This is a genomic window from Pseudomonas sp. CFBP 5748 (assembly GCF_053850495.1).
The window spans coordinates 242,388-258,584 of the sequence record NZ_JBSPTN010000003.1 but is presented as its reverse complement, the minus strand read 5'-3'; the positions used below and the strand labels follow the sequence as shown (position 1 = coordinate 258,584).

Annotated in this window: 1 protein-coding gene and 1 pseudogene; both read right to left on the bottom strand. The window is 65.4% G+C overall.

Features of this window, described 5'->3' with window-relative positions; translation table 11 throughout:
* Positions 1 to 2: 2 nt before the first annotated feature.
* A pseudogene (locus tag ACWNZ1_RS08720) lies at positions 3 to 6,491 on the bottom strand (amino acid adenylation domain-containing protein); the annotation flags it as partial.
* Between the two features lie 74 nt (positions 6,492 to 6,565).
* Positions 6,566 to 16,186, bottom strand: a complete 9,621-nt coding sequence (locus tag ACWNZ1_RS08715; protein WP_456027560.1) for an amino acid adenylation domain-containing protein — start codon at positions 16,184 to 16,186, stop codon at positions 6,566 to 6,568.
* Positions 16,187 to 16,197 lie beyond the last annotated feature (11 nt).

Genomic DNA, 16,197 nt, shown 5'->3' with positions numbered 1-16,197 from the left:
GCGGGATCATGACTGGGGGATGTTTCGCGGTGCGCCAGCGCCGTGGCCAGTGCGGCGATGGTGGGCGCACCGAACAGGGTGCGAACATCGATGCCCCAGCCTTCTGTACGCATCTGCTCGACCAGTTGCACCGCCAGCAGCGAATGCCCACCGAGGGCAAAGAAGTTGTCCTGGCGCCCCACCCGCGGCACACCAAGGACCTGGGCCCAAAGCTCGGCCAGGCGGGTTTCCACCAGCCCTTGCGGCGTTTCATAACGTTGCTGGGCAAAATGAGTTTCGTCGGGTTCGGGCAGGGCGCGACGGTCCAGCTTGCCGTTGGCGGTCAGGGCAAAACTGTCCACCTGGACGAAGGCGGCGGGCAGCATGTAGTCCGGCAGCACGGCGGCCAGGCGCGCACGCAACTCGCTCGGCTCCTGGACCGTGGTGGCGGTGAAATAGGCCAGCAAACGTTGCTGGGCATCGGCCAGGACCACGGCTTCGCTCACCTCGTGCAAGGCCTTGAGCTGCGCTTCGATCTCGCCCAGTTCAATGCGAAAGCCACGGATCTTGACCTGGAAATCGTTACGTCCCAGGAACATCAGCACACCGTCGGCGCGCCAGCGAGCCAGATCGCCGGTGCGATACAGACGCGAGCCCGGCTGGAACGGGTTGGGCACGAAGCGTTGTTCGCTCAGTTGCGGCTGGTTCAAGTAACCCAGGGCCAACCCGTCACCGCCGATGTACAGCTCGCCAGCGACGCCAATGGGCAACGGACGACGCTGTTCGTCGAGCACGTAGACCTGGGTGTTGCCGATGGGTTTGCCAATCGGAATATCACCGTTCAGGGCGTCTTCAAGGGTGATGCGGTGGGTGGTGGCGAAGGTGGTGCTTTCGGTCGGACCGTAGCCGTTGAGCAGGTGTTGGGGCGGCGAATGGCGCAGCACCTGGGCAATACGTCGAGGGTCGAGCACATCGCCGCCGACCATCAGGTAACGCAGGCTGCGAAACGCCGGGGCCAAGGGTTCGGCAAACTGATGAAAGAGTCCGGCGGTGAGCCACAGCACGCTGACTTCATGGTGCAGCAGATGTTCATTGAAGCGCGCAGCGTCGAGCAGGGTGTCGCGCGGGCAGACCACCAGGCAGCCGCCGTTGAGCAATGCGCCCCAGATTTCCAGGGTGCAGGCATCGAACGCCGGGTTGGCGGCCAGGGCAATCCGGTCCTGGGCGTTGAACTCGGAGAAACCGTTGTTGCGCACCAGCCGGGTAACCGCACGGTGGGGGACTTGCACACCCTTGGGCGCGCCAGTGGAACCGGAGGTATACATGATGTAGGCGGTCGCTTCGGCAGACACCGAAGGATGCTGGCGCGGCGTGGCGAGAGAGCCCTGCGCCAGGGTGTTTTCCCAGGTTGCCAAGGCCAGGTGTCGGACCGTCGGGTCGAGCACGCTGGAGGGCGGTTCGTCGGTGAGCAACCAGGCACTGCCGCAATCGTGCAGCAGGGCACGTTGCCGTTCCAGCGGGGTGGCCGTGTCGATGGGCACGTAGGCCGCGCCGTTTTTCAGAATCGCCAGGATTGTCGCGACCAGACGCGGGCCGCGGTCCAGGCACAGGGCCACCCGATCACCCGGTTGCACGCCGTGTTCGGCCAGCCAGTTAGCCAATTGTTCGGCGTAATGGTCGAGCTGACGATAGCTCAGCGAGTGGTCGCCATCCTGCACCGCCGTCGCCTCGGGTCGACGCTGTGCCTGGGCCTCGAATAACGCGTGCAGCGGCTCGGCTGCCGGGTAGTCGAGGGCGCTGGCATTGAAGGCATGCAGCACTTGTTCGCGCTCGGCTGTGCCGAGAATCGACAGCCCATCGAGGGGTTGCTGGTCATCGTCGACCATGGCCTGCAACGTGGCGCACAGGGCCTGCCAATGCCGTTGCACGGTGCTGGCCTTGAACAGCGCTGTGGCATAGGTCAATCGACCGCCAATCACGCCGTCGCGTTCGTACAGGTTCAGGGTCAGGTCGAATTTGGCGCTGTCTTCGTCGGTGCTCAGCGGCGTCAATTCCAGGGCGCCCAGTGCCAGGCTCGGCTGCGGAGCGTTCTGCCAAGCGAACATGACCTGGAAGATCGGACTGTGGGCCAGCGAACGGTTTGGATTCAAGGCCTCGACCAGATGCTCGAAGGCGACCTCCTGATGGGCCTGGGCGTCCAGCGCGGTGCGCCGCACCTGGGCGAGCAATTGCGCAACCTGGCTGACCTCGTCGAGCCGTATACGCAACGCTTGGGTGTTGACGAAAAAGCCGATCAGCGGCTCGACTTCGACACGGGTCCGGTTCGCCAGCACCGAGCCGATCACCAGGTCATTCTGCCCGGACAACCGCGCCAGCACGATCGACCAGGCGGCCAGGACGGTCATGAACAAGGTGCTGCCGTGCCGCTCGCTCAGCTGTTTGATGGACTGGACCAAACCTGCGTCGATGCTGACTTCCAGGCTGGCGCCGGTGAAATCCTGGTGCGCTGGACGTGGCCGGTCCAAGGTCAGGTTCAACAGTGGCGGGGCGTCTTCGAGCTGGGTGCGCCAGTAAGCCAGTTGTTCAGCGATTCGTTGTGCCTGGCGCGGTGAGCGTTGCCACAGGGCGTAGTCGGCGTACTGGATGGCCAGCGGCGGCAGCGGGTCGGCTTGGTCCAGGACAAAGGCCCGGTACAGTTCGGTCAGTTCGCGGGTGAGCACCCCCAGCGACCAGGCATCGCCGACGATGTGGTGCAAGGTGACCAGCAGGACGTGCTCCTGGTCGGCCAGGCGCAATAGGCGCGCACGAATCAACGGGCCCCGCGCCAGGTCGAACGCCGCCTGCGCTTCGGCGGCGCAGCGGGCCTGGAATATCGCCTGTGGCTGGCCGCGCAGGTCTTCGTTGGGCATGACGAAAGCCTGCGGTGGGTCGATGACCTGGACCGGTTCACCACCTTCGGACACGAAACGGGAGCGCAAGGCTTCATGCCGCTCAACGATGCGTGACAGTGTCGCGCGCAATGCCGATTCGTTTAACTCTCCGCGCAAATGCACACCACCGGCCATGTGGTAGGCGGCGCTGGCCTGGGCATCCAGGTGGGCGATAAACCACAAGCGTTGCTGGGCAAACGACAGCGGCAGCCGTGCCGGCCGCGCAACGGCCGGGATGGGCGCCGCACCGTATTGTCCGGACGCGGCCAAGGCTTCGATAGCCCGGGCCTGACGCTGCAGGGTTGGCTGGTCGAACACACAGGCCAGCGGTAGCTCGACCCGCAATTGCTGACGCAGTTGAGAAATCAACTGCACCGCCAGCAGCGAATGGCCGCCGGCTTGGAAAAAGTGCTCGTCCCGACCGACCCTTGGCACCCCCAACAAGCGGCTCCAAATGGCCGCCAACTGGATTTCCAGCGGGCCTTGGGGCGGTTCGAAGTGCCCGGCCGCGCCATGCTCGGGAGCGGGCAGGGCGCTGCGATCGAGTTTGCCATTGGGCGTCAGCGGCAGGGCCGACAGAGCTACGTAAGCGCTGGGCTGCATGTACTCCGGCAGGCCAGCGGCCAGGGCGTCGCGCAGTTGTACCTCGGACACCGACACGCCTGGCTGGGCCACCCAGTACGCCACCAAGCGTGGGTCCCCGGCCACATCTTCCCGAGCGATCACCACGGCGTGCTGCACGCCTGACACCCGGCCCAGGGCCGTTTCGATTTCCCCCAGCTCGATGCGATAGCCACGCACCTTGACCTGGAAGTCGTTGCGCCCCAGATAGAGAAGCTGACCCTCGGCGGTCCAGCGGCCCAGGTCTCCGGTGCGGTACATCCTCGCGCCGGGCTGGGTAGCGAACGGGTCCTCCAGGAAGCGCTCCGCGCTCAGTGCTGGTCGATTCAGGTAGCCACGGGCGACCCCGGCGCCGCCGATATAGAGCTCCCCGACCACGCCCAGCGGCACCAACTGCCGATGGGCATCGAGGATGTACACCCGGGTGTTGTCCAGCGGTCGCCCGATACCGGGTACGAAACCCTGCTCGCGGCTCATCGACACCCAGGTCGAATACGTGGTGGTTTCCGAAGGACCGTACAGGTTGCACAGGCGCTGCACCGCGCTATGGGCGAACACTTGCTCGACCAGGCTTTGCTTGAGGGGCTCGCCAGCCAGGTTGACCACACGCGTCGAGGCCGGGATCGCCTGGGCACCGACCAGCGCGTCAAGCGCCGAAGGCACGCTGTTGATCAGCGTCACCGGCACCGGGCAGTCGAGCAAGGCCAGGGCATTGCGGGCCACGTGCAAGGTCGCGCCAGCGGCCAGAGGGACGAAATACTCGAACACCGCCAGGTCAAAGTTGATCGAAGTGGCAAACAGGCTGTCCCGCAGGCTGACCGCGTCGAATGCGTGCAGCGCCCAGTTCAGCAAGTTGCAGGCGTTGCGGTGCTCGATCATCACGCCTTTGGGCGTGCCCGTGGACCCCGAGGTGTAGATCACGTAGGCCAGGTGCGCGCTGGTCAGGCCCAGGCTAGCTGGATCGGGATTGTCGCTGGGGAGTTCGGCCAGGCTGGCCTGGGTGTGGGGGTCGTCCAGGCACAGCAGCTCGCAACCAGTGGGTGCTGGAACACTGGATTGCAGGGCGCGAATCGTCAACAGCGCCCGCGGCGCGCTGTCTTCGAGCATGTGCAGCAAACGTTCCCGTGGATACGCCGGATCCAACGGCACATAGGCGGCGCCGGCCTTGAGAATCCCGAGCAGGGCGATCAGCAGGTGCGGGCCGCGTTCCAGGCAGATCGCGACACGGCTGTCGGGTTCGACCCCGGCCTGCAATAGACGGTGCGCCAACCGGTTGGCCTGGGCATTGAGCTGCCCATAGGTCAGCGGACTCGAGCCATCGGCGGCCTCGAAACGTGCGGCGATGGCTTGTGGTTGCCGCTCGGCCTGTTGCTCCAATGCCAGGTGCAGCAAGCCCGGGCCAGGAAGGGGGCGAGTGGTGGCGTTGAAGGTGCGCAACAGCCGTTCTTGTTCCGCACCAGGCAGCACTGAAAGCTGGTACGCCAGGGTTTGTGGGTGCCGTTCGAGGGCCTCGAGCAGGTTCTGCAGCGCTGTGTTCAGCCAGTCGAGCACCGGTTCGGCACCGACCTGGGCGTCGATTTGCAGGCTCAGCGAAAAACCTTCGCCCAGATCGTCCACCGATAAATTGAATGGGTAGTTGGTGCGTTCCTCGCCACCCAGTACGCGCATGCCAGCCAGCACTGGGGCGTGCTCGGTGGCAGCGCTATGCCGGTAGTTGAGCAACGCCGAGAACAGCGGCGTGCCACTGGGCAAGGCACTGCAACGCTGGGCCAGGCCGAGGGGCGCGTGCTCGTGGGCAATCAGCCGGCTGAGCAACGTGTGGGTATCGCGCAGCGCCTGTTCCACCGGCACCGCCAGGCGCACCCGCAATGGCAGGGTATTGATGAACAGCCCCATGGCGGTCGCGGCTTCGCCAGCGCCGAGCAATCGACCGAACATCACCGTGCCGAACACCACATCGTCGCGGCCGCTGGCCTTGCCCAGGACCAAGGCCCAGGCCAGGTGCAACAGACTGGCGCTGCTGACGCCCAGGTTGCGTGCGAGCAGACGGATCCGGCGACTCAGATCGATCGCCAGCGGTGCCTCCAGGGTTTGGACCTGGCTGCCATCGCCGCGTACGTCGAGCAGCCCGCACGGCGCGGTGGGTTCATCGATATCGCCCAGCAGCTCGGTGAAGAACGCGGCATGTTGCGCGTCGCTCAGCCCCTGGCGAGCGCGCAGTACGAAATCGCGGAACGGCTGCGGTGGCTGCAGTTCGGCCAGCCGACCTTGCTGGATCGCCGCGACCTCCCGAACCAGCCGTTCCAGCGAGGTGTGATCCATTACCGCGTGGTGGTGCAACAGTTGCAACAGCCAGCGGCCGGCGCTTGGGTCCTCGGCGGCCACCGCGCGCATCAAGGGCGCCTGGCGCAGGTCCAGGCGCTGCTGCCGTGGATCGGTGTGGGCGCGCAATGCAGCCTCGACATCGGCCTGGGCGGGGTTGATCAACTCCAGTGCCAGCGGCGCCTGGCGCCAGACCACCTGCACCGGTTCATCGAGGCCCTCCCAGGCCAAGGCGGTGCGCAGGATGTCATGGCGGGCGATGGCTTGGTTGAGCGCGTCCATGAAGCGCCGCAAACAGGGCTCGTCGTCGAAGGCCAGCAGCACGTTCAGCAGATAGGTGTCACCGCGCTGTTGGAGCAGGTGATGAAAGAGAATGCCCGCTTGCAAGGGCACCAGTGGGTAGATGTCCTGGATATTGGCGGCGCCGCCCGGTACGCCGGCAACGATGCTGGCGACCTGGGCTTCGTCCAGCTGGCAGAGGTCGAACATCGCTGGGGTAACGTGCGTGGTTCCCTTGGGCAATCCGCTCTCGAGGGGCGGTAGCGCGACAGGCTGGCGCAAGGCTTCGATCAGTGCCGGTTTGTGGCTGCGCAGCAGCGCGATCAGCTCCTGGTCGGCCAGGACCTGATCGTCGGCCACCACCGATAATTGATCGCCGCGCAATGACAGGGTCACACCACGTTGTTTGAGCAGAGCCAGCAGTTGAGCCGCAGTCACAGGAGCATCTCCTTCAAAGGGGTAGTGGCCGCGGCCAGACCTGCCAGGGTCGGGGCGGTGAACAGTTGGCTGATATCCACCCGCAAGCGCTGCTGGCGCATGCGCTCGACCAGACTCATGGCGATCAACGAGTGACCGCCCAGGGCAAAGAAATTGTCGTGGCGACCGACCCGCTCGACATTCAGCAGCTCGCACCAGAGCGCCGCCAGAGTGATCTCCACCTCACCTTGCGGGGCTGCATAGTTCGTTTGCACAAAGGCCTGGGCGTCAGGTTCTGGCAGGGCGTTGCGGTCGAGCTTGCCGTTGGCGGTCAACGGCAGGCTGTCCAGGCGCACATACGCGCTAGGCAGCATGTAATCGGGCAAGCGTTCACCGAGGGTGGTGCGTGCCTGGCTCGGGGTTGGCAGGGCCGAGCCTTGCAGGTAGGCGACCAGGCGCGTCACGCCATGGCGGTCGGCGCGCCCCACCACCACGGCCTGGCGCACGCCGGGCAGCGCCAGTAGGTGGCTTTCAATTTCACCCAGCTCGATGCGGTGCCCATGGATCTTCACTTGAAAGTCCGTGCGCCCCAAGTAGCTGAGGCTGCCATCCAGCTCCCAGCGGCCGAGGTCACCGGTGCGATAGAGCCGCGCGCCCGGCTGGCGGGTAAACGGGTCGACAATGAAACGCTCGCGGGTCAGGTCTTCGCGTTGCCAGTAACCACGGGCCACGCCATAGCCACCAATATGAATTTCCCCAGCCACCCCCAACGGCGCGCGTCGGCCATGGCCATCGAGCACCTGCACCTGAGTGTTGGGCAGCGGCTGGCCGAGGCTTGGCTGCGAATGGTGATCGAGCCAGGCGCTGGTGGTGTCGACCGTGCATTCGGTGGGGCCGTAGACGTTCAACACGCGTACCTCGTCCTCGCCGGCCAACTGCGTCCACAGCTCGCTGGACACCGCTTCGCCGCCAAGCAGGATGCGCCGCGGCAACGGCTCGGCCGCTGCCAGCGTTTGTCGGTGCTTGAGCAAGGCCTGCATCTGGGTTGGGGTGCAATCGAATACAGTGACCTGCTGGGCGCTGAGGTAACCGAGCAAGGCGCCTGCATCCAGACGCACGCGTTTGGGGACCAATACCAGGCAGTGGCCGCTCAGCCATTGGCAGAGCTGCTGCACCGAGGCATCGAAGGCGACAGAGGCGTTGAGTGAACAGCGCGTACCGGGCGGCAGATCGTCCAGGCGCTGGCGCAACCCGGCCCAGAGGTTGAGCACCGAGCGGTGTTCGACCATGACGCCTTTGGGCTGTCCGGTGGAACCTGAGGTATAGATCAGGTAGGCCAGGTCGCTGGGCTGCTGTCCCAGCGCGGCGCCATCGGGGTTGTCTGCGCAGGCCTGCTGCCAGGCCGCGAGCCCTTCCGATTGTGCATCGAGGCTGAGCAACGGTCCGCCGTCGAAAGACGGTAGCCGGTCGCGCACGTGTTCCTGGGTAAGCAGGGCGGCCGGGGCGCTGTCACTGAGCATGTAAGCCAGGCGTGTCACCGGGTAGTCCGGATCCAGCGGTACATAGGCGCAACCGGCTTTCCACACTGCCAGCAGGGCGATCGCCAGATGGGCCTCGCGTTCCAGGCAGACCGCGATGCGCTGGCCGCGCTGTATACCCATCGCGAGCAGGTGATGGGCCAGGCGATTGGCCTGTTGGTTGAGCTGACGAAAGCTCAGGGCTTGGTGTTCGTCGATGACCGCCAGGGCGTCCGGGCTGCGCGCGGCCTGTTCGGCAAAGCGTTGTTGGAGGGTCGCGGCGGGGGCCTGCGCGGCGAGCGGTGGGTTGAGGCGGTCCAATTGCGCCTTTTCTTCGGCTGGCAGCACGCACAATTGCAGCACGGAGGTATCGCCGGCTTGCTCCAGCGCTTCCACCAACGCACCCAAGGCTTGCTGCATGAACCCGACGAGCCGGGCCGGGGCGTGCCCGGGGTGGGTCTGGGCGGTCAGTTGAAACCCTTCGCCCAGGTCGTCCACCGCCAGGTTGAACGGATAATGGGTGCGCTCTTCGCTGTGCAACAAGCTCATTCCCGGCATGGCCTGGCGCAGGTTCGCCTGCTCGGCATGGCTGTAGCGGTAATTGAACAACGCGCTGAACAGCGCGGTGCCCGCCGGCATGGCGCTGCAACGCTGGGCCAAGGCCAGCGGGGTCTGCTCGTGGCTCAGCAAACCGTTCAAGGCATGCTGCACGCGGGCCAGCACTACCTGCACACCGTCATCCAGGCGCACGCGCAACGGCAAGGTGTTGATGAACAGCCCCACGGTCCGGTCCGCGTGGGCCCCGGCCTGCAGACGCCCGAACAGGACCGTGCCGAAAACCACGTCATCGCGCCCGCTGAGGTGACTCAAGACCAACGCCCAGGCCAAGTGACAGACACTGGCCGCGCTCACCCCGTGGGCGCTGGCCTGTTGACGCAAGCGCCGAGCCAGTTCGGTTGGCAGCGCTTGCCGGTGTTCCAGAGCCTGCCAGCGCGGATCGGTTTCCAGATCGATGGCAAAGGGCAGGGTGGGTTCCTCCAGGTCGCCCAACTGCTCGCTGAAAAATGTCCGCGCAGCCGCCACGACGTGCGCCTGTCGCGCCTGGGCCACCAACCCACGGGTGCTGGTAGGTGGCGGCAAGTCTGCCTGGCGGGCGCCTTCGATCAGGGCGATCTCCTCGATCATCAGCTCCAGCGACGTGTGATCCACCACTACGTGATGATGCAGCAGCAACAGCAACCAGCGCTCATGGACGGCATCGAACGCCTCCCGCGCCTCGATCAGCGGTGCCTGGCGCAAGTCGAGTCGGTAATGGCGGGGATCGGCGCTGGCCTGCAATTGCCCGGCGATGTCGTCACCGCTGAATAACAGGCGACGAGGCACGAAGGCCACTTGGCGCAAGACCACTTGCAGGGGTTCGTCCAAGTCTTCCCAGAGCACCAGGGTGCGCAAGGCGTCGTGCCGGGCGATGACCTGCTCCAGTGCGGCGCAGAAGCCTTGCAGGCGTGCCTCGTCGGTAAACGCCAGCAGGCTGCGCAACACGTAGCGATCCCCGGCGCTTTGCGCACGATGGTGATAGAGCATGCCTTCCTGCAAGGGTCCCAGCGGATAGATATCCTGGATGTTGGCGGCACCGCCGGGGACCCGGGCAGCGATCAGGTCGATCTGGGCCTGGGGCAACTCGATCAGGTCGAGCATCGACGGGGTGATCTGTGAGCAAGGGGTAGGAATGCGCGTGACACTGGCTTCAGGCGCGGCGCCAGTGCCGAGCGTCTCCAGACGCTGGGCCAAGGTAGCAAGGGTCGGGCGTTCGAAAACGCTGCGGATGTCCAGGTCCCAACCGTTGCGCCGCAGTTGTTCGAGCAGTTGTACCGCCAACAGCGAGTGCCCGCCGAGGCTGAAGAAGTCATCCTCGCGACCGATGTCCGGTTCACCGAGTACCTGCGTCCAGATCGCTGCCAGGCGTCGTTCGGTGTCCCCGCGTGGCGCCTGTTTGGCGTGGCCACCGGACGCTGCCGCAGGCGCTGGCAAAGCTTGGCGATCGAGTTTGCCGTTGGGCGTCAGCGGCAGGCTGGCCAGGACGACGCATGCACTGGGCAGCATGTAGTCCGGCAAACGGCTTTGCAGATGGGCGCGGACTTCGGCCAGAACCGGGGCAGGGCTGGCGGGGTCATGGGGCACCAGGTAGGCGACCAGGCGCGAGTCGCCGGAAGGGCCGGGTTGAGCCACTACCACCGCTTCGCGCAGGCCCGGCATGCCGAGCAACTGGGTTTCGATCTCACCCAGTTCGATGCGAAAGCCGCGTACCTTGACCTGGAAATCGTTACGCCCCAGGTATTCCAGGTGAGCATCGGCACGCCAGCGCCCCAGATCACCCGTGCGGTACATACGCGCGTCGGGCGTGGTGACAAAAGGGTCGGGCAGAAACCGCTCGGCGCTCAGCTCCGGCCGGTTCAGGTAGCCGCGCGCCACGCCCGCGCCGCCTATGTAGATTTCCCCGGCCACCCCCAGCGGCACCGGCTGGCGATGGCGATCGAGCAGGTACACGCGGGTGTTGTCCAGCGGTCGGCCAATGCCGGCCACGTAGCCCTCTTCGCGACGCATCGACAGCCAGGTCGAGTAGGTGGTGGTTTCCGTCGGTCCGTAGAGGTTGCACACTCGACGCGTGGCGCTCTGGGCGAACAGCTGTTCCACCAGGCGCGCCTTGAGCGGTTCGCCGGCCAGGTTGACGACTCGGGTCGCGCCGGGGATGGCGCCGATCCTGAGCAGTTCCTCGACCGCCGAAGGTACGCTGTTGATCAGCGTTACGGCGCTGGCCTGCGAAACCAGGGCCAAGGCATTGTCGACCAGTTGCAGGGCTGCGCCGGCGGCCAGGGGGACAAAGCATTCGAACACCGCCAGGTCGAAATTGATCGAGGTGGCGAACAGGCTGCGTTGCAGTTCATCCGCCTCGAAGCTGCGCAGGGCCCAGTGCAGCAGGTTGCAGGCGTTTCGGTGTTCGATCATCACGCCCTTGGGCAGTCCGGTCGAGCCGGAGGTGTAGATCACATAGGCCAGGTGCGCCGCGTGCAGGCCGTTGACGTCGGGATTTTCTATCGGCAAGGCGGCCAGCTGTGCTTGCAACGCTGGGGCGTCCAGCTCCCAGCGTTCGGCCGTCGTCGTGGCCGGTAGCCGACCTCGAAGTGACTGGCTGCTCAGGACCAGGCGCGGCGCGCTGTCTTCGAGCATGTGCAGCAGGCGGGCCGGCGGGTAAGTAGGATCCAGGGGCACGTAGGCGGCGCCGGCCTTCAAGATGGCCAGCAAGGCGACCAGCAGGTGCGGGCCGCGCTCCAGACAGATCGCCACCCGATCATCGGGGCGCAATCCGGACGCCAGCAAGGCATGGGCCAGTTGGTTGGCCTGGCGGTTGAGCTGGCCATAGGTGAGCGTCGTGGTACCGGCGGTTGCGGTTGCAACATACGCGGCCACGGCGTCGGGGCGCAACGCGGCCTGCTGTTCGAAAGGTTGTTGCAGCAGGGTGTCACGTGGGTGCGGCTGATGGGTCGCGTTGAACCCTTCCAGTACCTGTTCGCGTTGCCCTGCGGGCAAGCTGTCGAGTGTGCAGGCAAGGGTCGTCGGCGCCGTTTCCAAGGTCTGCGCAACCACCGACAGGGCTTGGACCATGTGCGCCAGGACCGCTTCGGCGCAGACCGAACGCTGGATTTGCGCGGTCAGGGCAAACCCATCGCCCAAGTCATCGACAGACAGGCAGAACGGGTAGTTGCTGCGTTCCTCGCTGCCCAGCACCTGGATGCCCGGCAGGTCGAACTCCGGGCGTGCCGAGTGCTGGGCCTGGCTGTGGCGGAAGTTCAGCAGGGCCGTGAACAGCGGCGCCTGGGCTGGCAAGGCGCTGCAACGTTGTGCCAGGGCCAGGGGCGCGTGTTCATGGGCGAGTAATTCGATCAGCCGCGTATGGATCTGACGCAACGCAGCGTGCAGCGGTGTGTCGAGGTCGATGCGCAGTGGCAGAGTATTGATGAACATGCCCAGGGCCCGGTCGACCTGCTGGCCCCCGGTGAAACGCCCGAACAGCACCGTGCCGAAGACTACGTCGTCACGGCCACTGGTCTTGCCGACCAGCATCGCCCAGGCCAGGTGGAACAGGCTGGCGACGCCCACCCCTTGGGTCTTGGCCAGGCGCCGCAAGCGCAGGGACAAGGCCGGTTCGAGCTGACACTGCGCCTCGCGATTGTCACGGCCCGTGCCTTGGATATCGTGCAGACCATAGGGCAGGGTCGGTTCGTCAACGTCGCCAAGCAGGCGCTGGAAATATGCCTCGGCGCTCGCTTGACGCCGAGGCTCGCGGGCCTGGGCCACGAACGGGCGAAATGGCACGCTAGGCGGCAGCCGATGATCGGGATCGAGCATCAAGGCGCGGACTTCGGCAAACAGCAGGCCCAGGGTGGCATGGTCGATGGCCAGGTGGTGGTGGACCAATTGCAGTTGCCACTGTTGCCGGAGGGCGTCGAAGCGGGTGAACGCCTGCGCCAACGGCGCGCGACGAATGTCCAGCGCGCGCTCGGCAAAGGTTTCCCCATCGGCGAGGTGGACCACGGGCAGACGGGCAGCGCGCCAGACCACTTGCACCGGCTCGTCCAGGCCCTCCCAGAGCACCGCGCTGCGCAGGATGTCATGGCGGGCAATCACTTGGTCGAACGCTGCGATGAACCCTTGCAGGCGTTCGCGGCTGTCGAAGGCGAGGGTGGCTCGCAGCAGGTAGGCATCGTCCGTGGGCTGCAGCAAGTGTTGGAACAGCAGGCCTTCCTGCAACGGCGCGAGGGGGTAGATGTCCTGCACGTTGGCGGTGCCGCCGTCGACGCTGGCGACGATGCGATCGATCTGCGCTTGGGGCAGGTTCACCAGCGGCACATTTTCTGGGGTGATGCGGACACAGTGTGGCGGGATGGACGCTGCGACCGGTTCGCAGGCCTCGACCGGCTCGCCGGGGTGTTCCAGCGCCAGCGCCAGGGCCAGGGCCAGGTTGAGCAAGTTGCTGGCGTTGAACAACGTCCCGACATCCAGGCTCCAGCCCTGCACGCGCAATTGTTCGACCAATTGCACCGCCATCAACGAGTGCCCACCGAGGGCAAAGAAGTTGTCCTGGCGTCCCACCCGCGGCACACCAAGGACCTGGGCCCAAAGCTCGGCCAGGCGGGTTTCCACTGGCCCTTGCGGCGCTTCATAGCGTTGCTGGGCAAAATGAGTTTCGTCGGGTTCGGGCAGGGCGCGACGGTCCAGCTTGCCGTTGGCGGTCAGGGCAAAACTGTCCACCTGGACGAAGGTCGCTGGCAGCATGTAGTCCGGCAGCACGGCGGCCAGGCGCGCGCGCAACTCGCTCGGCTCCTGGACCGTGGTGGCGGTGAAATAGGCCAGCAAACGTTGCTGGGCATCGGCCAGGACCACGGCTTCGCTCACCTCGGGCAAGGCCTTGAGCTGCGCTTCGATCTCGCCCAGTTCAATGCGAAAGCCACGGATCTTGACCTGGAAATCGTTACGTCCCAGGAACATCAGCACACCGTCGGCGCGCCAGCGAGCCAGATCGCCGGTGCGATACAGACGCGAGCCCGGCTGGAACGGGTTGGGCACGAAGCGTTGTTCGCTCAGTTGCGGCTGGTTCAAGTAACCCAGGGCCAACCCGTCACCGCCGATGTACAGCTCGCCAGCGACGCCAATGGGCAACGGACGACGCTGTTCGTCGAGCACGTAGACCTGGGTGTTGCCGATGGGTTTGCCAATCGGAATATCACCGATCAGGGCGTCTTCAAGGGTGATGCGGTGGGTGGTGGCAAAAGTAGTGCTTTCGGTCGGCCCGTAGCCGTTGAGCAGGTGTTGGGGCGGCGAATGGCGCAGCACCTGGGCAATACGTCGAGGGTCGAGCACATCGCCGCCGACCATCAGGTAGCGCAGGCTGCGAAACGCCGGGGCCAAGGGTTCGGCAAACTGATGAAAGAGCCCGGCGGTGAGCCACAGCACGCTGACTTCATGGTGCAGCAGATGTTCATTGAAGCGCGCAGCGTCGAGCAGGGTGTCGCGCGGGCAGACCACCAGGCAGCCGCCGTTGAGCAATGCGCCCCAGATTTCCAGGGTGCAGGCATCGAACGCCGGGTTGGCGGCCAGGGCAATCCGGTCCTGGGCGTTGAACTCGGCGAAACCGTTGTTGCGCACCAGCCGGGTAACCGCACGGTGCGGTACTTGCACACCCTTGGGCGCGCCAGTGGAGCCGGAGGTGTACATGACGTAGGCGACGTCGCCTGCGCTACTCGCCAGTAGACGGCTTGGGCCAGCGGTCGGGTCTTCGGTCAAGGCCTCGACATCGATGACCAGGACGCCATCCTTCGGCGCTGGGCTGTCACCTGCGCTGAGCAGCCAAGCCGTGCCGCAATCCACCAACACTCGCGCTTGATGGGCGGTCGGGGCATCTCGATCGATGGGCACATAGGCCGCTCCGCGTTTCAAGATCGCCAGGATCGACACGATCAGCGACGCGCCCCGAGCCATACACACCGCGACCTTGCTGCCGGTCTCGACGCCACTTGCCGCCAGGTGGCGAGCCAACCGTTCAGCGCGCTGATCGAGCTGGCGATAGCTCAGCGAATGGTCGCCATCCAGCACCGCCGTCGCCTCGGGTCGACGCTGTACCTGCGCCTCGAACAACACATGCAGTGGCTCATTGGCGGGGTAGTCACGGGTGGTCGCATTGAATTTTTCAATGACCTGATGCCGTTCGGTGTCATCGAGCAACGGCCAATCGGCCAGCGCCCGGGTGGGGGCGGCGAGCACCTGCTCGGTCAAGTGTTCGAGCCGCCGCAGGTGCGCGGCGATCTGCTCGGCGTTGAACAGCCGCGGGTCGTAGTTGAGCTCCAGGAACGGTTCGGTTTGGGCCTCATAGTCCCGCAGGTAGACGGCCAGCGGATAACGCTCATAGCCGCTGTGCCAGGTGCGCAGCGAGCAACGCGCCGACCCCAGGTTGACATCGCCGGGGTACTGTTCGACCGACAGCATCAGTTCAAACAGGTGGCCGGGATGTCCGGCCCGTGCGCGTAGTTCGCGATGCAAGGCTTGCAATGGGTAGCGTTGGTGCCGATAGCTGCGCAGGGTCTGGCCGGCGACCTGTTGCACGGTTTGGGTAAAGTTGGCTAGAGGATCGACCGCGACCGCCAATGGCAACACCGAAGAAAACATGCCCACGGTACGTTTTTGCAAGGCGTTGGCGCGGTTATGCACCGGCAGACCGATGACCAGGTTCTCCCTTTGATCCGTCACCCGGCTGAAGTAAGCGGCCAGTAAGGCGCTCAGACAATGGCTCAGCGTAGCGCCCTGAGCTTTTGCCAACTGGCTCAGAGCATCCAGGCGCTGTGTCCCCAATGGCCAGGTCGCCTGGGCGCTGACAGCATGAGCGGCTGCATTGGGCTGTGGCTGGCGTTGTACGCTCGGTGACCGGGCGGCCTGGAACAACGGTTCCGGCAGCGCCGGAAACTGCTCCAGCCAGTATTCACGGGCCTTGTCGTAGCGCGACGAGCGCAGGTACTCCTGGTCCCTGGCCGCAAAGGTTCGGTAGCCTCTCGCCAGTTCCGGATCCAGCACCGGCTGCTCACCGCGCAGCAACTGATTGTAAGCCGCACTAACGGCCTGGCCGACCAGGCCCACCGACGTGCCATCACAGATCAGGTGGTGATACCGGCTGTTCCACAGGGCCTCGGTGTCGGACAACTGGAACCATTCCATGCCCCACAACGGTTGATCATAAAGTGCGAACGGCGTGCGATTCAGTTGCGTGATAGTGGCCAGGGCCTGGGCGCGTGCCTCGGGCTCGCCGCGCCAGTCATGGTAGGCGAAAGGCGCCTCCAAGTCGGTGGCTACCCGTTGCTGCGCGTGCCCGTCACTTTCGCTGAAGATCAGCCGCAACGCATCGTGTTGAGCGACTACCACCCGCACCGCAGCGGCAAATACCGCAAGGTCCACCGCACCGTGGATCTGCACCGTGACGCCGATGTTGTAGGAGGGGATATCGGGCGATAATAACTGGTCGAGCCAGACGGATTGCTGCGTGGAGCTTAACGAAAAGCATCGCGGTTCGATCATGGCACGTCCAT

Bases quoted from the DNA above. Each gene is read 5' to 3' on its own strand.
- ACWNZ1_RS08715 (WP_456027560.1), bottom strand. From the start codon at position 16,186: ATGATCGAACCGCGATGCTTTTCGTTAAGCTCCACGCAGCAATCCGTC.